Source organism: Streptomyces musisoli, from assembly GCF_016741855.1.
GTDB lineage: Bacteria > Actinomycetota > Actinomycetes > Streptomycetales > Streptomycetaceae > Streptomyces > Streptomyces musisoli.
Genome location: NZ_JAERRH010000001.1, coordinates 523,157 through 540,873, shown reverse-complemented (window position 1 = coordinate 540,873; position 17,717 = coordinate 523,157). Strand labels below are relative to the sequence as shown.

Annotated in this window: 16 protein-coding genes and 2 pseudogenes; 8 read left to right on the top strand and 10 right to left on the bottom strand. The window is 73.9% G+C overall.

Annotated elements, in window-relative coordinates; translation table 11 throughout:
• The first annotated feature begins 42 nt into the window (after positions 1 to 42).
• Together JK361_RS02165 and JK361_RS40935 are read left to right on the top strand one after the other, a co-directional pair.
• A complete protein-coding gene (locus JK361_RS02165) occupies positions 43 to 2,196 on the top strand; it encodes an AAA family ATPase (RefSeq protein ID WP_201813866.1) in 2,154 nt (717 codons plus the stop codon).
• Entirely contained in the window at positions 2,171 to 3,103 is a 933-nt protein-coding gene (locus tag JK361_RS40935; protein WP_236052317.1) for a double zinc ribbon and FHA domain-containing protein, read from the top strand. Before JK361_RS02165 ends, JK361_RS40935 begins: the two co-directional genes overlap by 26 nt.
• Before the next feature lie 20 nt (positions 3,104 to 3,123).
• Here JK361_RS40935 and JK361_RS02155 read toward each other — a convergent pair whose 3' ends face one another.
• The 7 genes from JK361_RS02155 to lplAB all read right to left on the bottom strand — a co-directional run bounded on the left by JK361_RS02155 (position 3,124) and on the right by lplAB (position 7,799).
• Positions 3,124 to 3,786: a hypothetical protein gene (locus JK361_RS02155; RefSeq protein ID WP_201813865.1), complete on the bottom strand. Its 663-nt coding sequence runs from the start codon at positions 3,784 to 3,786 to the stop codon at positions 3,124 to 3,126.
• A gap of 159 nt (positions 3,787 to 3,945) precedes the next feature.
• Positions 3,946 to 4,494 carry a hypothetical protein gene (locus JK361_RS02150; RefSeq protein ID WP_201813864.1) on the bottom strand — a complete coding sequence of 183 codons (549 nt, stop codon included), beginning with the start codon at positions 4,492 to 4,494 and terminating at the stop codon, positions 3,946 to 3,948.
• Positions 4,472 to 4,660, bottom strand: a complete 189-nt coding sequence (locus JK361_RS40930; protein ID WP_236052315.1) for a hypothetical protein — start codon at positions 4,658 to 4,660, stop codon at positions 4,472 to 4,474. Before JK361_RS40930 ends, JK361_RS02150 begins: the two co-directional genes overlap by 23 nt.
• A 111-nt stretch (positions 4,661 to 4,771) precedes the next feature.
• Positions 4,772 to 5,755, bottom strand: coding sequence for a WXG100 family type VII secretion target (locus JK361_RS02145; RefSeq protein ID WP_236052314.1), 984 nt, complete (start codon positions 5,753 to 5,755; stop codon positions 4,772 to 4,774).
• On the bottom strand, positions 5,755 to 6,054 hold the full coding sequence (locus JK361_RS02140; protein ID WP_307787124.1) for a DUF6317 family protein: 300 nt from the start codon (positions 6,052 to 6,054) through the stop codon (positions 5,755 to 5,757). The genes JK361_RS02145 and JK361_RS02140 overlap by 1 nt, the downstream gene beginning before the upstream one ends.
• On the bottom strand, positions 6,051 to 6,551 hold the full coding sequence (locus JK361_RS40925; protein WP_236052312.1) for an SAV_915 family protein: 501 nt from the start codon (positions 6,549 to 6,551) through the stop codon (positions 6,051 to 6,053). Before JK361_RS40925 ends, JK361_RS02140 begins: the two co-directional genes overlap by 4 nt.
• Before the next feature lie 183 nt (positions 6,552 to 6,734).
• Entirely contained in the window at positions 6,735 to 7,799 is a 1,065-nt protein-coding gene (gene lplAB / locus JK361_RS02130; RefSeq protein WP_201813863.1) for a lipoate-protein ligase LplAB, read from the bottom strand.
• Between the two features lie 119 nt (positions 7,800 to 7,918).
• Here lplAB and JK361_RS02125 point away from each other — a divergent pair, with 119 nt between their 5' ends.
• The 5 genes from JK361_RS02125 (at position 7,919) to JK361_RS02105 (ending at position 13,336) form a co-directional block, all read left to right on the top strand.
• Positions 7,919 to 9,778 carry a gamma-glutamyltransferase family protein gene (locus tag JK361_RS02125; protein ID WP_201813862.1) on the top strand — a complete coding sequence of 620 codons (1,860 nt, stop codon included), beginning with the start codon at positions 7,919 to 7,921 and terminating at the stop codon, positions 9,776 to 9,778.
• A 94-nt stretch (positions 9,779 to 9,872) separates the two neighbouring features.
• Positions 9,873 to 10,718: an inositol monophosphatase family protein gene (locus JK361_RS02120; protein ID WP_201813861.1), complete on the top strand. Its 846-nt coding sequence runs from the start codon at positions 9,873 to 9,875 to the stop codon at positions 10,716 to 10,718.
• Positions 10,719 to 10,807: 89 nt separating this feature from the next.
• Positions 10,808 to 12,226, top strand: a complete 1,419-nt coding sequence (locus tag JK361_RS02115) for a phytoene desaturase family protein (RefSeq protein ID WP_201813860.1) — start codon at positions 10,808 to 10,810, stop codon at positions 12,224 to 12,226.
• Positions 12,223 to 12,732, top strand: a complete 510-nt coding sequence (locus JK361_RS02110; protein WP_201813859.1) for an O-acetyl-ADP-ribose deacetylase — start codon at positions 12,223 to 12,225, stop codon at positions 12,730 to 12,732. The genes JK361_RS02115 and JK361_RS02110 overlap by 4 nt, the downstream gene beginning before the upstream one ends.
• Positions 12,733 to 12,883: 151 nt before the next feature.
• Entirely contained in the window at positions 12,884 to 13,336 is a 453-nt protein-coding gene (locus JK361_RS02105; protein ID WP_201813858.1) for a DUF7144 family membrane protein, read from the top strand.
• Positions 13,337 to 13,419: 83 nt separating this feature from the next.
• Here JK361_RS02105 and JK361_RS02100 read toward each other — a convergent pair.
• The 3 genes and pseudogenes from JK361_RS02100 to JK361_RS02090 all read right to left on the bottom strand — a co-directional run.
• Positions 13,420 to 14,565 (bottom strand): annotated as a pseudogene (locus JK361_RS02100) (aminotransferase-like domain-containing protein); the annotation flags it as partial.
• A 572-nt stretch (positions 14,566 to 15,137) separates the two neighbouring features.
• Positions 15,138 to 15,444, bottom strand: a pseudogene (locus tag JK361_RS02095) (GntR family transcriptional regulator); the annotation flags it as partial.
• Between the two features lie 376 nt (positions 15,445 to 15,820).
• Entirely contained in the window at positions 15,821 to 16,528 is a 708-nt protein-coding gene (locus JK361_RS02090) for a B3/B4 domain-containing protein (protein ID WP_201813857.1), read from the bottom strand.
• 324 nt (positions 16,529 to 16,852) lie between these two features.
• Between JK361_RS02090 and JK361_RS02085 the strand changes: the two genes are divergently transcribed.
• Positions 16,853 to 17,674, top strand: a complete 822-nt coding sequence (locus JK361_RS02085; protein WP_236052418.1) for a methylenetetrahydrofolate reductase — start codon at positions 16,853 to 16,855, stop codon at positions 17,672 to 17,674.
• Positions 17,675 to 17,717 lie beyond the last annotated feature (43 nt).

Genomic DNA, 17,717 nt, shown 5'->3' with positions numbered 1-17,717 from the left:
TGGCCGGCGCGCGGCCCGGAACGCGCGCATCGGGGAGGAACGATGGACCTGTCCAAGGAAGACCGGATCCCGCCCTTCGTGGAGGAGCTGATCGGAACGCTCGGCGTGCACGCGCAGTACGTCCTGCACGGCAACATCCGTGATCTGCACCTGGTGCGCCGGCGCGGCCGGGAGGAGTTCCACTCGCTGCTCGACGTGCTGTGGAACCCGCTGCGCAGGAAGGGCTACCAAGCGCTGGTGCTGTGCGACCAGGTCAGCGGCTTCCGGGTGGCGCAGGTCGGCGAGGGCGACGTGCAGGCGGCCGTGGCGGAGCTGCTCCAGGGGCCGGGCGACTTCCCCGGCCAGACGGCGGCGCAACGCCAGGCGGCGGTGGAGCAGGTACGCAACATCACCAACGGGTGGGCGCGGCAGCGGGACGAGATGGTGCGTGACGGCCGCCGGCTGCGGCCGCTGCGGGTCGCCCTGGTGATCGACCATGCCTCCCGGCTCCTCACCGACCCGTCCCGGCTCACCCCCGACGAACGGGACTTCTTCCTCGCCTGCCTCAAACTCGCCCACGAGGCGAGGACGTTGGTGCCGCGGACCGGCAGCGCCGTCGTGCCGAAGGGGCCGGGCCTGTTCAACCCGGTCATCTGGCTCGCCGAGGGGGAGCGGGACGTGCCCGCGTGGCTGGTCTCGGGCAGCGAACGGATCCGGGCGGTGGCCGTCCCGGAGCCGGACGCCGACGAACGCACCACGATGGCCGGCCTGCTCCACCAGCGCTACGAGCGGTACGCGGGGCACGGCGCCCGTGACGGCTCCGCGGCGCCCGCCCCGCCCGCCGACGTCCCCGCTTCGACTCCGTCCGCCCCCGCCGCCACTGTGTCCGCCGCCGCGTCCGCCGCTTCCGCTGTGTCCGCCGCCGCGTCCGCCGCTTTCGCCGCCGCGTCCGCCACCGTGCCCGCCGTGCCCGCCGGGGTGGACGCGGAGGAGACGGCGCGGGCGGTCGGCGCCTTCGCCCGGGCGGCCTCCGGCCTGAGCCTGCGGGCCATGGAGGAGAGCGTGAAACTCGCCCGCTCCCGTGGTCTGCCGTTCGCCGCCATGCCCGACGCCGTACGGATCTACCGGCTGGGCGTGGAGAAGAACCCCTGGAGCCGCGGCGAGATCCGGCAGCGCATCCTGCGCGGCGAGGACCCCCGCAACGAGCGGTCCATCCCCAGCCGGGTGCTGGGGCAGGAGGCCGCCGTGGCGATGACCCTGGACATCCTCAAACGGGCCGCGCTGGGCCTGTCCGGCGCCCAGGCCACCAGCCCCGGACACCGGCCGCGCGGTGTGCTGTTCTTCGCCGGGCCGACCGGAACCGGCAAGACGGAGCTGGCGAAGGCCGTGGCCTCCGTGCTCTTCGACAGCGACCAGGCGTACCTCCGCTTCGACATGAGCGAGTTCTCGGCCGCGCACTCCGCCGACCGGCTCGTGGGCGCGCCCCCGGGCTACGTCGGCTACGAGGCGGGCGGCGAACTGACCTCGGCCGTACGGGAGAACCCCTTCCGGGTCGTCCTCTTCGACGAGATCGAGAAGGCCGACAAGGGCATCCTCGACAAGTTCCTCCAGGTGCTGGAGGACGGCAGGCTCACCGACGGGCAGGGCGTCACCACCTACTTCAGCGAGTGCGTGCTCATCTTCACCTCCAACCTCGGCGTGCAGCGCACGGATCCCGGCACCGGGGAACGCGAGTGGATCGTGGCACCGGGCACGCCGTACAAGGAGTTGGAGACCACCGTCCGGGACAACGTCAAGAAGCACTTCGAGCAGGTCATCGGCCGGCCGGAGCTGATGAACCGGATCGGCGGCAACGTCGTCGTCTTCGACTTCATCTCCGACGACGTGGCCGAGCAGATCTTCGACCTCCAGGTCCGCAACATCCAGCGGCAGCTGGCGCAGGGACACCGGCTCGTCCTGCGGATCGAGGACAAGGCCCGGCGCGAACTGCTGGAACACTGCACCCGGGACAAGTGGAACGGCGGCCGCGGCATCGGCATGGTGCTGGAGACGCATCTGATCAACCCGCTCGCCCGGGCGCTGTTCGCCGCCCCCGAACTCGGGCCGGGCACCACGGTCGTGGTGACGGACGTCCGCGAGGACGACAGCGGCCGGGTGGATGCCAGGGTCGTCCTGAAGGAGGGAAACGCCGTTGACGGAGGTTCACGACTGGGATGACGACGAGTGGGACGACGTCGACGACCGGAATGTCGACGACGGGGACACCGACGACGGGCGGGACACCGACGACGAGTGGGGCCACGACGACGCGGCTCATGACGACGACGCGTCCCACGACGACGAGTCGGACCGCGGCGAAGGGCCCCACCCCGGCGACGGGTTCGGCCACGGTGCCGAGTTCGACGACGCGTTCGACGGGGACGGCGACTCGGATCACGACGACGCGTTCGACCACGGTGACGAGTCGGGCCGTGGTGACGAGTCGGGCCGTGGTGACGAGTCGGGCCGTGGTGACGAGTCGGGCCGTGGTGACGAGTCGGGCCGTGGTGACGAATGGGAGTCCGTCGCCCGTCCGGCCGACCCGGTCCACCCGGTCCACGCGACCCGTCCGTCCCCGCCGCCCGTCGGCGAGCGGTGCCCAGGGTGTGCCGCGGTCGTCCCCGCCAACACGGCCGTGTGCCCCTCGTGCCTGTCCCCGCTCGGGGCCGCCGGCCCCGCCGGCCCCGCCGGACGCCGGGAAGCTCCCGCGGGCCGGCGCCCGGAGCGGCTGGCGGGCGGCGTGCTGCGGCTGGTGTTCCGGACCGGCGGCCGGCACCTCGACGTACCGCGCGGCACGGAGGTGCGGCTGGGGCGGAGCGGCAGCTGGGCCCCCGAGGCGTCCGCGTTCCTGGCCGACGAGGAGACGGTCTCGGCCCGGCACGCCACCGTCGTGCACACCGCGGACGGGGCGGCCTGGGTGACCGAGGTCCCCCAGGGCGCCACCAACGGCACCCGGGTCAACGACCGCGTCCTGGTGCCGGACCGCGCCGTCCGCCTGCGCAACGGCGACCGGGTCGAACTCGGCCCCCGGGTCGGCTTCGTGGTCCGCGGAGTCGAGGACGAGCCGGCCGGGCCGCCGGACTGAGCACCGGCGGGTCCGGGGACTCAGCCCTGGCCGCCGCCCAGCGCGGCCACCGCGGACTTCGCCGCCTTGATGGCCCCCTTGTTGATCTCGTCCGTGCCGGGGGCCGTCTTGGACTCGAAGTCGCTGCCGCTGTAGGTGACGACCACGAGGGCGTTGGAGACGCGGGCCAGCACCACGCCCTCACGGGTCTGCTGCTTGTCCTCCGTGGTGAGGTTCACGACCGAGTAGGCGCTGTCCCCGAGCCCCGGGACGGCCCCGCCGCCGCTTCTCTCGGCGACCCGCTGCTCGTACGCCTTCTTCACCTCCTGGTCCGACTCGCCGAGCTCGAACGACACGTCGAGCCAGCGGTAGTCGTACCCCTGGAGCGCGTTCCAGGAGCAGGTGCGGCGCAGCCTGGTGTCCGTCGACGGGATCTCCTTGCCCGCCGTCTTCGCCCCCGGCACCAGGGCCTTGACGGTGGCGGCGGGCACACTCCCGCACGGGGAGGGCGCGGTGGCGTACGTCTTCGTCGCCGCGGTGGAGGACGGTTCGGAGGTCTGCGCGGCCGGGGTCTGCCGGGTCTGCTGGTGACCGGCGGTGGGCGGTGCCTCGGGGTCCGACGTCAGTGCCCAGCCGGCGCAGGCCAGCACGGCGACCGGGGTCAGACGCGCGATGAGGGCGAGCGGCAGAGGAAGAGAACGCACGGCGCACTTCTCGTGGGGGAGGGGGTGCGGAGTGGGGGTCCGCATGGTGGACGGGGACGACAGTTTCACACGAGTACCTGTGGGGCGGAAGGGCCAACTCGCTGCGTACCCGGCCGGTTACGGCCGCCCGCTCACGACGTACCGCTTTGCCCCTTATGCTCATTGCTGTGCCGCGGGTCGGGTGGCGTGCTCCTCGAGCCACCGGCGGGCGCCGGCCTCGCTGGGGTACTCGCGGACGGTGAGCCAGAAGAGGAGCCGTCCGGCGACATAGGCCGCGAACGCCGGCATCACGGGCGCGGCGAGCAGTACGAGCCCGCGGCCGAGGGCGATCCGGCCCGGCACGCGCCGGTCGTGGTCGCGCTTGGCCCGGGCGGTCCGGGCGGGATCGGGGGGATCCAGCAGCGCCTCGCGGTGCTCCCGGCGATGAGCCACCGCGCCCCACACCAGGGCCACGACGGACGCGGCCACCTGCACGCCGTCCCACACGACCCGCACGGTGGACGGCAGGAGGTCGCGGACCCCCTCGTACAGGCCCAGCGCGAAGAGGGAGAACAGGGCCATGGCGAGGACGACGAACACCGTCGTACGGGCGCGGCGCAGCCAGTAGGGCGCGCCGCGCCGGTACCAGGTCCGGCCCAGGCGCGGCAGGGCGGGAACCGGGACGGAATACCCGGCCGCCGGGGCCTCAGAAGATGCTCGTGACGCCATGCCAGACATCCTTCACCAGTCGTTTTCCGTCGTCGACGGTCTCCGAGGCGACGTGCTTCGTCCCGGTCCACACGCCCCCGACGACCCCGTGGTCGTGGATGTCCTCGCTCCAGTGCTCGTGGAAGGCGTGATCCAGGACGGACGTCGCGGCGACCACCGTGCCCACGCCGACCGCGGCGACGGCGACGGCACCCTCGACGGGCAGCGCCGCCGTGATCGCCGCACCGGCGGCCAGACCGCCGAGGGCGGCCCCGCCGTCGACGACGACGGAATGCTGTCAGGACCAGCCCTTGTCATGGTCGTCCTTCGCCTCGATCAGACCGCACGCGGCGGCCGCGGCGACGTCCAGGACCGGCAGCTCCCGGAGGGCCTCCGGCAGCGCCTCCAGCCCCTTGCCCAGCCGCAACGCGTCGGCGGCGTCGGCCAGTTTGACGTTCAGGGCGCGGTCGTACGGCAGCTTGGTGCTGCCGTTGCCGGCGCGTGCGATGTCCTCCTCCAGCGCACCGACCTTGTCGACCGCGTCGCGGTAGGCGCTCTTGGCGGGCAGGTCGTCGGGCATCTTGCGGCCCTGCTGCTGGAACACCTTGCGCTCGGCGCGGAGCTGCTTCTTGGCCGCCTGCGCCTCGGCCCTGGCCGAGTCGATGTGCGCGCGGGCCTCCTTGCCGCCCGCCCGGGCGTCCTCGGCGTCGTACGCGTACAGGCCGCGCAGCGCGTCGTACAGGGTGACCTTGTCGCCCGGCGACACCGAGCCGTCCTTCGACGTGACCTTGTCGTACAGCCCCTGCAACTGCTGCGCCGCCACCAGTCGCGCGTGCTGCGCGGTGTGCAGGATCTCGTCGCGCACCTTGGCGTACTCGTTCATCGCGGAGATGGTCTTCTGGTCGTCCGCGCTCGGGGGAGACGCCGTCATGATGGGCTGCGGCGCGCCCCTGGGGTCCGTCGCCACACCCTTGCGGGCCGCGATGTGCTGCGCGTTCTGCAGCGACGTCTCGCACGTGAACAGCGCGTCGCCGAGCGTCTGGAGGATCTCGCCCGCCGCGTGCACCAGTTCGGCGAAACCGCCGGCGGCCAGCGCGTCCTCGCTCCACTTGGCGCGGAAGCCCTCGGCCGCCTCGCCCTTCCAGCTCGCGTCGCCGACCAGCTTCTCGACGGAGCCGCTGAGCGGCTTGACCACGTCGTCGAGCTTGTCCTTGGCGTTCTTGTAGGTCTCGGCCATCGTGCGCAGTCCGCCGATGTCGCCGCCGACCCAGCTGTCACCCATCAGTTCTCACCCGCCATCAGGTCCTCGAACACGCCGTGGACGTCCACGTCGTGCCGGTGGAAGGAGTCCCGGGCGTAGGCGACCTTGTCCCCGTGGTCGTCCATCCGGTCGGCCATGCCGATGTGCAGCGCGACGATGAGGTCCGAGACCTCCTTGATGGCCGAGTCCAGGCCCGCGGCACCGCCGCTGACCACGGGCGGCGCCACGTCGGCGCGCAGCTTGCGGTAGTCGCCGGCCTGCTCGTGGAACGTCTTCGCCATCGAGGCCAGGTCGTCGTAGACCGCCTTGAAGTCGCTCACCGGCGCACCTCCCGCGCGTAGGCGGCCACGTCCCGCGGCCGCCAGTGGGGTTCCCCGGGCGTCACCGCCGGGTCGAGCAGCACGGGAACACCCTGTTCGGCCACGTTCTCCGCGAGCGGCCCGAGCGAGGCGGCGACCCACGGCTGCGCGTCGCCCAGGACCTGGGCCAGCCTCCGGGGCGTGCTGAACGCGAACGCCACGGTGCCGTGCGCGGGATGCTCGAACAGTTCGAGGACGATGAAGGGCACGCGCGCGGGCCGGCCGTCCGTACCGGTCCCGGCGACGGACCTCGGATGCGCCGGTACGCACACCGGCGTGTGGTACGCGGGCACACCCGGCCGGGGGCGGGCACGGCCGTCCGCCGCCGGGCCCGGCGGCGGGGCCGCCGCCACGAGGTCCAGCAGCTGCGAACGCGGCGGATCCTGCCCGGGCACCCGCTGTCCCGGCGGATCCTGCTCCACGAAATCGAGCAGGCGTGGACGTATCGGCGCCCCCACCGCCGTCACCTCTTCCCGTGCTTCCCCTGGCCGATCTGGGCTCGACCACGGTAGCCAGCGGACAACGGGCCGAATCCGGCTATGTCAGGGCGGCCACCCGGACGCTCACCGAACTCATACGTCCCTTTGGCCGAGGACAGGACAGCCCTTGACCCGTTCCTGAACCGCTGCCGGGGCCGGCGGCTACGGCACCCGCGCCGTCCACTCGGGCGACGTGAACTTGGTGTGCGCCAGCTCCCGGGCCCGGGCCAGCTCCCCGTCGGTGACCTTGCCCTGCACCAGGCCGTACCGCGCGCGGAAGGACTCGATCATCCGGTCGATCACGGCCTCGCGCGCCAGCCCCGTCTGCCGGCGCAGCGGATCGACCCGCTTCTTCGCGCTCGCCGTCCCCTTGCCGGACAGCTTCTCCCGCCCGATCCGCAGCACCTCGACCATCTTGTCGGCGTCGATGTCGTACGACATGGTCACGTGGTGCAGCACGGCACCCGGCCCCCCGTCCGGTCCGACGATCCGCTTCTGTGCCGCGCCCGCGATCTTGCCCTGGTCCGTGGCGATGTCGTTCAGCGGCTGGTACCAGGCCCGGATGCCCATGTCGCCGAGCGCGCCCAGCACCCAGTCGTCCAGGTAGGCGTAGCTGTCCTGGAAGGACAGGCCCTGTACGAGGGACTCGGGCACCGACAGCGAGTAGGTGATCGTGTTGCCGGGCTCCACGAACATCGCACCGCCGCCGGAGATCCGCCGCACCACCTCGATGCCGTGCCGGGCGGCGCCCTCGGGGTCCACCTCGTTGCGCAGCGACTGGAAGCTGCCGATGATCACCGCAGGGGCGGCCCACTCCCACACCCGCAGCGTCGGCGGCCGCCGGCCCGCCGCCACCTCGGCGGTCAGCACCTCGTCCAGCGCCATGTGCAGGGCCGGCGACTGCGGGGCCTCGTGGATCAGCTGCCAGTCGTAGTCGGTCCAGTCCGTGGCGCGCGCGAGCGCGCGGCGCACCGCGACGCCGACGCCCTCCGCCGTCAGGCCGTACATCACCGTCCCCGCCGGGAGGGCCGCGTCGATCCGCGCGGCCAGCCCCGCCGCGTCGGTGTCCGCGGGCGCGCCCTCCAGCGCGCCGTTCACCGCATCCAGCGCCTCGTCCGGCTCCAGGAAGAAGTCGCCGGCCACGCGTACGTGCCGCAGCACGCCGTCCTCGACGTCCACGTCCACCACGACGAGCTTGCCGCCGGGCACCTTGTACTCACCATGCACGCCATGGCCTCCGTTCCTGCCGCACGAGACCAACGCGGGGCGCCGGCGTGGTGTTCCCGGCAGCCGGCCACCTCCGTACGATTCACCCGGCAGACGTACCCGAGCGGAGGAGCACGCCGTTGTTCACCACCCGGCCCACTCTCCAGGGCACCTTCGGCATGGTCTCCTCCACCCACTGGCTGGCCTCACAGTCGGCGATGGCGGTCCTGGAGGAAGGCGGCAACGCCTTCGACGCCGCCGTGGCCGGTGCGTTCGTGCTGCACGTCGTGGAGCCCCACCTCAACGGGCCGGCCGGCGAGGTGCCGATTCTGCTCGCCCCGGCGGGCGGCACCGTGCGCGTGCTGTGCGGGCAGGGCGTGGCCCCGGCGGGCGCCACCCCGGCCCACTACCGGGGGCTCGGGCTGGACCTCGTACCGGGCACCGGACCGCTCGCCGCCGCCGTGCCCGGCGCCTTCGACGCCTGGCTGCTCCTCCTGCGCGACCACGGCACCAAGTCCCTGGACGACGTCCTCAAGTACGCCGTCGGATACGCCGAACACGGGCACGCGCCCGTGGACAACGTCGGCGCGACCGTCGAGAGCGTGCGGCGGCTGTTCGAGACCGAGTGGACCTCGTCGGCCGAGGTGTACCTGCCGGACGGCAGGGCACCGCGCCCCGGCGCGCTGCTGCGCAATCCCGCGCTCGCCGCCACCTGGAAGCGGCTGCTGGCCGAGACCGCCCACGCCGGCGACCGGGAGGCACGGATCGACGCCGCCCGTGAGGTGTGGCGCTCCGGCTTCATCGCCGAGGCCCTGCTGCGGCAGTCCCGGCGGCCCACCATGGACACCAGCGGCGAGCGGCACACCGGCACGCTCACCGAGGCCGACCTGGCCGGCTGGTCCGCGACCTACGAGACACCGGTGACCTACGACTGGAACGGCTGGACGGTGTGCAAGGCCGGTCCCTGGAGCCAGGGCCCCGCCTTCCTCCAGCAGCTCGCCCTGCTCCCGCCCGAGCTGCCCGCCTACGGCTCCGCCGACTACGTCCACCTGCTGATCGAGGGCTGCAAGCTCGCCATGGCCGACCGCGAGGCCTGGTACGGGGACGCGGCCGAGGTGCCCCTCGCGGACCTGCTGTCCGACGACTACAACGCCGCGCGGCGGGCCCTGGTCGGTGCGAAGGCCTCTTACGACCTGCGGCCCGGCAGCCCCGGCGGGCGCGTCCCGCGGCTGCCCGCACAGGCGCACGCGACCGGGCCGTCCGCGGAACCCGGCTTCGACCCGATGGGCGCGGGCGAGCCGACCGTCGCGCGGCTGCCCGGCGCGCCGGCCCTCGCGGACGTGACCGGGGAGGCACAGGCGGCCGGCGACGGCCCGGTCGGCGCCGACGGCACGACCCGCGGCGACACCTGCCACCTGGACGTCGTCGACCGCTGGGGCAACATGGTCGCGGCCACGCCCAGCGGCGGCTGGCTCCAGTCCAACCCCGTCGTCCCCGAACTCGGCTTCCCGCTCGGCACGCGCCTGCAGATGACCTGGCTGGAGGAGGGCCTGCCGGGCACCCTCACCCCCGGCCGCCGCCCCCGCACCACCCTCACCCCGTCCCTCGCGCTGCGCGACGGCGTGCCGGTCATGGCGTTCGGCACGCCCGGCGGCGACCAGCAGGACCAGTGGCAGCTGCACTTCTTCCTGGCCGCCGTGCTGCGCGCCCCTGTCCGCGGCGGTCTCGACCTCCAGGGCGCCATCGACGCCCCCAACTGGCACAACGACAGCTTCCCCAGCTCCTTCCACCCCCGCGGCCGGCGCCCCGGCAGCGTGACCCTGGAGTCCCGCACGGACCCCGACGTGATCGAGGAGCTGCGGCGGCGCGGCCACGACGTCACCGTCGGCCCCGCCTGGTCCGAGGGACGGCTGTGCGCGGTGGCCCGGGACCCGGAGACGGGCGTCCTGTCGGCGGCGGCGAACCCGCGCGGGATGCAGGGGTACGCCGTCGGCCGCTGACGGCCCGGCCGGGTTTCCCGTTCTTCATCCGGATCCCGCCCCGCGTTCACCCGCGGGGCGGGGTCTGTCAGTGGGGCGTGTTCTCATATGAGGCATGTTCGAAGAGACGGAAACCATCGACGAGTTTCTCGCCCGCTGCTCGGCCGACGTGGAGGAAGCGGTCCGCAAGGCCGCCGCGGCCGAGATCCTGCCCCGCTTCCGCCGCCTCGCCGCGCACGAGGTGGACCAGAAGAGCGGCCCGCACGACCTCGTGACGGACGCCGACCGCCTCGCGGAGCTGCGGCTCACCGAGGACCTCGGCTCGCTGCTGCCCGGCTCGGTCGTGGTCGGCGAGGAAGCCGTGCACGCCGACCCCGCGGTGTACCAGGCGCTCCAGGGCGACGCACCGGTCTGGATCGTCGACCCGGTCGACGGCACCCGCCAGTTCGTCCACGGCGACGACGGCTTCTGCACCCTGGTGGCCCTCGTCCACCGCGGCGTCGTCATAGCCTCCTGGACCTACGCCGCGGCCCGCGACCAGCTGGCCACCGCCGTCCGCGGCCGGGGCGCCTTCCTGGACGGCGAGCGCCTCTTCGCGGGCCCGCCGGAGCCCGGCCGGGACCTCGTCGTCGCCACCTCGCACCCGGACTACACCACCGACGACCAGAAGCGCGCGCTGCGCGCCCTGTGGACCGACGGCCTCGCCCCGCGCCCGTGCGGCTCCGCCGGCCTGGAGTATCTCGCGGTCGCCCGCGGCGAATTGGACGCCGTGGCGTTCTCCTGGGAGGCCGCCTGGGACCACGCGGCCGGTCTGCTCCTGGTCGAGGAGGCGGGCGGCGCGCACCTCACCCTGTCCGGCGAGCCGTTCCGGGTCACCGGCGGCAACGCCCTGCCGTTCACCGCGGCCCGGGACGCGGCCACCGCCCGCCGGGTGGCCGGCCTGCTGAACGCCGCGTCCTGAAACCGCCGGGGTCACCCGGGCCGGGGCAGCGGCGGTCCCCCGGCATATCCTGGCCGCGAATGGCCGTCGGCTGACGAAGGGGTCCGAAGGTGCCGTCGATGCTCGATGCGGTCGTAGTGGGTGCGGGGCCGAACGGACTGACCGCTGCCGTGGAGCTGGCCCGGCGGGGCTTCTCCGTGGCCCTGTTCGAGGCGAAGTCCACCGTGGGCGGCGGCGCCCGCACCGAGGAACTGACCCTCCCCGGCTTCCGGCACGACCCGTGCTCGGCCGCCCACCCCCTCGGCATCAACTCCCCGGCGTTCCGCGCCCTGCCGCTCGACCGGTACGGCCTCGAATGGCTGCACGCCCCGCTGCCCATGGCCCACCCCTTCCCGGACGGCACCGCGGCCGTGCTGTCCCGCTCGGTGGCCCGGACGGCGGCCTCCTTCGGACCCCGCGACGCGGGCCCGTACCGCAGGCTGGTCGAGCCGCTCCTCGCCCACTGGGACACCCTCGTGCGGGACTTCATGTCCCTGCCGCTGACGGCGCTCCCGCGCGACCCGGTCACCCTGGCCCGCTTCGGACTGGCGGGCCTCCCGCCGTCCACCTGGCTGATGCGCCGCTTCAAGGACGAGCGGGTCAAGACCCTCTTCGCCGGCCTGGTCGCCCATGTGATGGCACCGCTCGACGGCCTGGCGACCGGCGCCATCGGCCTGGTCTTCGCCCTGGCCGCCCACGCCCGCGGCTGGCCGGTGCCCCGCGGCGGCTCCCAGGCCATCTCCGACGCCCTCGCCGGCTATCTGCGCGACCTCGGCGGCGAGGTGCACACCGACTACGAGGTCAAACGCCTGGACGACCTGCCGCCCGCGCGCGCGTACGTCTTCGACACCTCGCCCGCCGCGCTCGCCCGCATCGCCGGCTTCGGCGACTACTACGCGAACTACCGCTACGGCCCCAGCGTCTTCAAGATCGACTACGCGCTGGACGGCCCGGTGCCCTGGACCGCGCCCGAGGCCCGCGTCGCCGGCACCGTCCAGATCGGGGCGAGCCACGCCGAGATCGGCACCGCCCTGCGCGCCGCCTCCCGCGAGGACCGCGCCCCCGACAAGCCGTTCCTGATCACCGTGCAGCCCAGCGTGGCCGACCCCACCCGCGCCCCCGAGGGCAAGCACGTCTTCTGGGCCTACGGCCATGTGCCGAACGGCTGGTCCGGAGACCTCACCGAGGCCATAGAACGCCAGCTGGAACGCTTCGCCCCCGGCTTCCGCGACCGCGTGCTCGCCCGCGCCACCGCCGGACCCGCCGAGATGGCCGCCCGCAACGCCAACTACGTCGGCGGCGACATCGCCTGCGGCGCGGCCTCCGGACTCCAGCTGCTGCTGCGCCCCAGACTGTCCCTGTTCCCCTACCACACCCCCCACCCGGCCGTCTTCATCTGCTCCTCGGCCACCCCGCCGGGGCCCGGTGTCCACGGCATGTCGGGCCACAACGCGGCCAAGGCGGTCTGGCGAAGACTGAGGCAGACATGACCACCATCACCCTCGTCCAGGGCGACATCACCCGGCAGCACGCCGACGCCATCGTCAACGCGGCCAACTCCTCGCTGCTCGGCGGCGGAGGCGTGGACGGCGCGATCCACCGCCGCGGCGGCCCCGCCATCCTCGAGGAGTGCCGTGCCCTGCGCGCCTCCCGGTACGGCAAGGGTCTGCCCACCGGCCAGGCGGTCGCCACCACGGCCGGCGAACTGGACGCCCGCTGGGTGATCCACACCGTCGGCCCGGTGTACAGCCGGAGCGAGGACCGTTCGGAGCTGCTCGCCTCCTGCTACCGCGAATCCCTGCGCGTCGCCGGTGAACTCGGCGCCCGCACCGTCGCGTTCCCCGCCGTCTCCACCGGCGTCTACCGATGGCCGATGCAGGACGCGGCCCGGATCGCGGTGGAGACGGTACGGAGCACACGGACGGCCGTCGAAGAGGTGCGCTTCGTCCTCTTCGACGACCTGGCCTACGAGGCGTTCGCCCGGCAGACCGGCTGACGGCGGCCCCGCCGCGGCACAGCGTCCCGGATTTCACCCGAACGGCGTCATCCACGGTGCGTCCGGACGCCGCCTGGCCAACGCTCGGAGTGCCGGTGCGCCCAGCGAGGACGGTGCGTGCCGCACGACGGGGAGGCAGAAAGGAACGCTCATGAGCCAGGCAGCGCAGCCCACCGGACCGACTCCCGCGGGCGGCTCGGGGCCGCCACGGCAGACCGCCGCGCGGAGCAGCGGCTGGGTGACCGGAGGCATCACGTTCGCCGGCGTCCTGATGGTGTGCAGCGGTATCCTCGCGCTTCTCCAGGGGATCGCCGCGGTCGCCGGGAACGACGTCTACTTCCGCATCGGCGCGTACATCTACAAGATGAACCTCACCGGCTGGGGCACGATCCACATCATCATCGGCGCCCTGGTCCTCGCGACCGGTATCGGCCTGCTCATGGACATGGCGTGGGCCCGCTTCGCCGGCCTGTTCCTCGTCGCGCTCAGCCTCATCGCGCAGTTCCTCTTCCTGCCGTACGCGCCCGTCTGGTCGCTGATCCTGATTGCGCTCGACGTCTTCATCATCTGGGCCCTGGCGACCCGTCAGGAAGAGGCGGTCTGAAGCCCTTTCGGCGGGTCGGCCAAGGGCGCGCAGGACCTCACCGAGGAGTGCCGGCCCGTCGCGAGGCGGCCCGAGTCCTTCCGTCAGCCCAGGGTGCGCAGGGCCCTGCCGAGGAGTGCCACGCCGTCGGCGACGACACCCGGCGGGGTGGCCGCGTAGCCGAGGACCAGGCCCTGCGGCCCCGGCAACTGCCGGTGCCAGGAGAGCGGCTGGCACTTCACGCCGTGCGCGAGCGCCGCCGCGGCGAACTCGGTGTCGGGCACGTCCGAGGCGTACGTCACCGTCAGATGCAGGCCCGCCGCGGCTCCGTGCACCCGCGCGCCCGGGAGGTGCTCGGCGAGGGCGGCGATCATCGCGTCCCGGCGCCTGCGGTGGCGTCCGCGCAACGTCCGCAGATGCCGCTCCAGTTCACCCGACTCCATCAGCCGGGCGAGCACCAGCTGCGGCAAGACCGCGTTGCCCAGGTCGTTGAAGCGCTTGGCGTCGACCAGCGCGGCACGGTACCGGGCCGGTGCCACCAGCCAGCCGATCCGCAGCGCGGGCGCGAGCAGCTTCGACACGCTGCCCAGGTAGCAGACCCGGTCGGCCAGCAGGGCGCGCAGCGCGGGGACCGGGGGCCGGTCGTAGCGGTGCTCGGCGTCGTAGTCGTCCTCCAGGATCAGCCCGCCGTCGCGCGCCCACTCCAGCAGTTCACGCCGGCGTTCGCCGCTGGTCACCACGCCGGTGGGGAACTGGTGGGCGGGCGTGAGCAGGACGGCCCGGGCACCGGTCGCGCGCAGTGCGTCGACCCGTACGCCCTCCTCGTCGACCGGCACCGGCCAAGTCGCCAGGCCCCCGTTCGCCAGGTGCTGACGGGCCCCGAGCGAGCCGGGGTCCTCCACCGCGACCGCGTCGACGCCGTCGGCCCGCAGCACCGGGTGCAGCAGGGTCAGCGCCTGCGCGGTGCCGGCGACGATCAGTACCGCGTCCGGTTCGACCCGTACGCCCCGCACGCGCGCGAGCCAGTCGGCGACGGCCCGCCGCAGCCGGGGCGCGCCGCGCGGGTCGCCGTAGCCGAGGTGCTCGGCGGACAGCTCGGCGAGCACGGCCCGCTCGGCGCGCAGCCAGGCGGCCCGCGGAAAGGTGGTGAGGTCGGGGCGGCCGGGGGTGAAGTCGACGGTGGCCGGGGCGACCCGCAGCGCGTCGAAGACCTCGGCACCGGGCACGCAGGCGAACAGCCCGGCAGCGGAGAAGGCATACACACCGCCAGACCCGCGAACACCCCCACCGACCACCGACACGCCTGAAGCCCCGACCGACTGCGCGCCTGAAGCACCGACCGACTGCGCCCTGGGGTCGCTGGGCGGCAGTGGGTCGGGGGTGGCGGTGGCCGGCGTTCTGGGGTCGGTGGTTGGCAGTGGGTTGGGGGTGGCGGTGGTTGACGTTCTGGGGTCGGTGGGCGGCAGTGGGTTGAGGGTGGCGGTTGCCGGTGCCCTGGGGTCGCTGGCCGGCAGTGGGTCGGGGGTGGCGGTGGACTGTGCGCCAGGAGCGCCGGCGGTGGTGTCGGACGCCTCACCGGGACCGAGGATCCGGCCCCCGGCACTTCCGGGGCCCCCTGCATTTCCGGTACCTCCGGTACCTCCGACACCCGGCGAGCCATCCCTGCCCACACGCCCCGCACCATCCGGGTGCCCGGTACCGCCAGCATGCTCGGCGCCGTCCACACGCTCGGTGCCGCCCCTATGCCCCGCACCGGGCGCGGGCCACGTGCCAGGGGCGGCTCCCGGAAGGCCGTACTCGGGAACCGTCGGCGATCCGATGGCGAACGGTGTCGCGACCACCACCGTGCCGCCGCGCCGCCGGCCGGCCACCTGGCCGTCCTCGGCGAGCCTGCGGTACGCCTCGGTCACCACTCCCCGGGAGACACGAAGCTCCGCGGCGAGCACGCGGGTCGCCGGCAGCCTGCTGCCCACTCCCAGCCGGCCGTCGGCTATCGCCCGCCGCAGCCGGTCGGCCAGCCACTCCGACTTCCCCGTGGCCGGCACGTCACCGACCGCCAGCTGAAGGAAGTCGGAACCCCGCGCCGGCACCTCCCCGGCCGTCTCCGCCGTCTCCCGCCCCTCGTCCATCCGGCCCATGCTGTCACGCGCCCCCACCGCCCCCGCCCCTGACCGACACCCCGCGCGCACGCCCACCTGACGGCCGCGCACCTCGTCCTCACCGCGGTCCCCGTGGTCCCCCGAGTTCACGCCTTTCACGGTCCGGTCCAGGCCCGCGGTCAGTTCCATCCCACGCACGCCCGCGCACCTGCCCCCCAGGCCCATGCCACCACCTTCTTCCACCTCCTTCGGCAGCCCCCGCGGAGCCCCTCGTCCCCGCCGAATCCCTCGCCCCCGCCAAATCCCTCGTCCCTGGCGGGACCCGTTCCTGGCGGCTCGGTCGGTCGGTGAGGACGGGCCGGTCGGTCGGTGAGGACGGGCCCGTCGGTCGGTGAGGACGGGCCGGTCAGTGGGCGAAGGGGAACTCCGGGGTTTCCGGCGTGAGCGTGGCCGTCGTCGGTGTGGCCCCCCAGTGCGCCGTCACCTCCTCCTCGACCGTCTTCAGCACCTCGGCCACGGTGTCCGCGCCGCCGTCGTGCATCGCCTCCGTCACCACCAGCACCCGGCCGGTGTGCGCGCCGACCGCCGAGTGTCCGCTCTGCCGGTGGGTCCAGCGGCGGGCGTGGGCCCGGCCCGCGGAGTCGACGAAGGTCACCTCGCCGGGCGCGGGATGCTCGACACCGCCGCCGAACGCCGTGTACGTCTCGTCGCCGCACGCCGGCCGCACCTCCAGCAGCGGCCCGGCGATCCGGTCGACGTCGAGGACCGCGACCGGAACCGCGTAGGCCACCGAGATGGCGTTGCACAGGTCCACCAGCGGGTGGATGCGTGGCAGCTCCCCCTCCTTCCGCAGCCGGCGCAGCAGCGACTCCGAGGCGGACCGGTACTGCGTCGGCTTCACCCCCATCCGGGCGAAGGTCCGCCGCCATGCCAGCACCTCGGGAAACTCACCCTCGGTGGCCGACGCCAGGCGCGCCACGGCCCGCGCGGTGTACGCGGCGGCGCGCTGCCGGGTGTCCACGGCGGCACCCACGCCGGCCGCGTACAGCGCGCCGGCGGACAACTCGGGGTACGCGGCCCGCACCGCGTCCGCATGCCGGAATCGCACGGTCATGCCACCCCCGCTCGCACGCCGGGGTTCGACGAAACGCTCAACAGGACCTCCTCGGTGATCAGGAATGCCAGCGTGCCCGGCGCTTGGACCGGTGGCCAGGTCCAAAGGAGTCCCTCGTCACCGGTCCATAACTCGGGCTGGCGCCCCCTGACCGGTGTCCGCCGCGGTCCGCGTGACACCATCGGCCGGGGTCAGGACCACCGCCGTACGAGGAGCACGATGAACCCCGCTCTCACCGAGTCGCCCGAGGGCACCGCCCCCCGCCCGCACGGCGCCGGGGCCCCGGGGCGGGGCGCCACCCTGCTGGACGGCTTCTCCCTGGAGATGACCGGCAAGGACGTGTCCAGGCTCGAAGAGGCGGCGGACGGCATCCCGCCCGGCACCCGGATCAACATCACCTTCCTGGCCGGTGAGGACACCGACACGCGGCTGACGGCGGCCCGCGCGGTCAAACGGCTCGGTTTCGTCCCCGTCCCGCACATCTCCGCACGCCGGCTGCCCTCCCGGCCGGCCCTGGAGGAGTTCCTCGGCGGGCTGGCGGCCGACGGCACCGCCGAGAACGTGTTCGTCGTCGGCGGCGACCCCGCCCGGCCCGAGGGCCCCTACGAGGACGCCCTCTCCGTCCTGCGCAGCGGGCTGCTGCGCCGGCACGGCGTCCGGCACGTAGGCATCACCGGCTACCCCGAGGGGCACCCCGGCATAGCCGACCGTGAGCTGTGGTCGGCGCTGACGGACAAGGCGGCGGCCATCGAGGCCGACCGGTTCACCGGCGACGTCATCACCCAGTTCGGCTTCGACGCCGACCCGGTCCTCACCTGGCTGGAGGATCTCCGTGCCCGGGGCGTGCACCTGCCCGTCCGCATCGGCGTCCCCGGACCGGCCGGAGTGCGCCGGCTGCTGGGCTACGCCACCAGGTTCGGCGTCGGCACCAGCGCCTCCGTCGCCCGCAAGTACGGGTTCTCGCTGACCAACCTCATGGGCACGACCGGCCCGGACCGCTTCCTGCACAGCCTGGCCGACCGCTACGACCCCGCTCGCCACGGCACGGTGAAGGTGCACTTCTACACCTTCGGCGGGCTGCGCACCACCGCCGAGTGGATCACCCGCTTCCGGCGGCAGAGCGCCCCCGCGACACACACCTCGTGAACCGCCCGCACCCGAACTAGCCGGTCCCGATCAGCCCGGTCCC

What these genes read in the sequence shown, in the direction of transcription:
- JK361_RS02165 (WP_201813866.1), top strand. Translation starts at nt 43, where the DNA reads ATGGACCTGTCCAAGGAAGACCGGATCCCGCCCTTCGTGGAGGAGCTG.
- JK361_RS02150 (WP_201813864.1), bottom strand. Translation starts at nt 4,494, where the DNA reads ATGGCGTCACGAGCATCTTCTGAGGCCCCGGCGGCCGGGTATTCCGTC.
- JK361_RS02145 (WP_236052314.1), bottom strand. Translation starts at nt 5,755, where the DNA reads ATGGGTGACAGCTGGGTCGGCGGCGACATCGGCGGACTGCGCACGATG.
- JK361_RS02120 (WP_201813861.1), top strand. Translation starts at nt 9,873, where the DNA reads ATGTTCGAAGAGACGGAAACCATCGACGAGTTTCTCGCCCGCTGCTCG.
- JK361_RS02110 (WP_201813859.1), top strand. Translation starts at nt 12,223, where the DNA reads ATGACCACCATCACCCTCGTCCAGGGCGACATCACCCGGCAGCACGCC.
- JK361_RS02105 (WP_201813858.1), top strand. Translation starts at nt 12,884, where the DNA reads ATGAGCCAGGCAGCGCAGCCCACCGGACCGACTCCCGCGGGCGGCTCG.
- JK361_RS02090 (WP_201813857.1), bottom strand. Translation starts at nt 16,528, where the DNA reads ATGACCGTGCGATTCCGGCATGCGGACGCGGTGCGGGCCGCGTACCCC.
- JK361_RS02085 (WP_236052418.1), top strand. Translation starts at nt 16,853, where the DNA reads ATGACCGGCAAGGACGTGTCCAGGCTCGAAGAGGCGGCGGACGGCATC.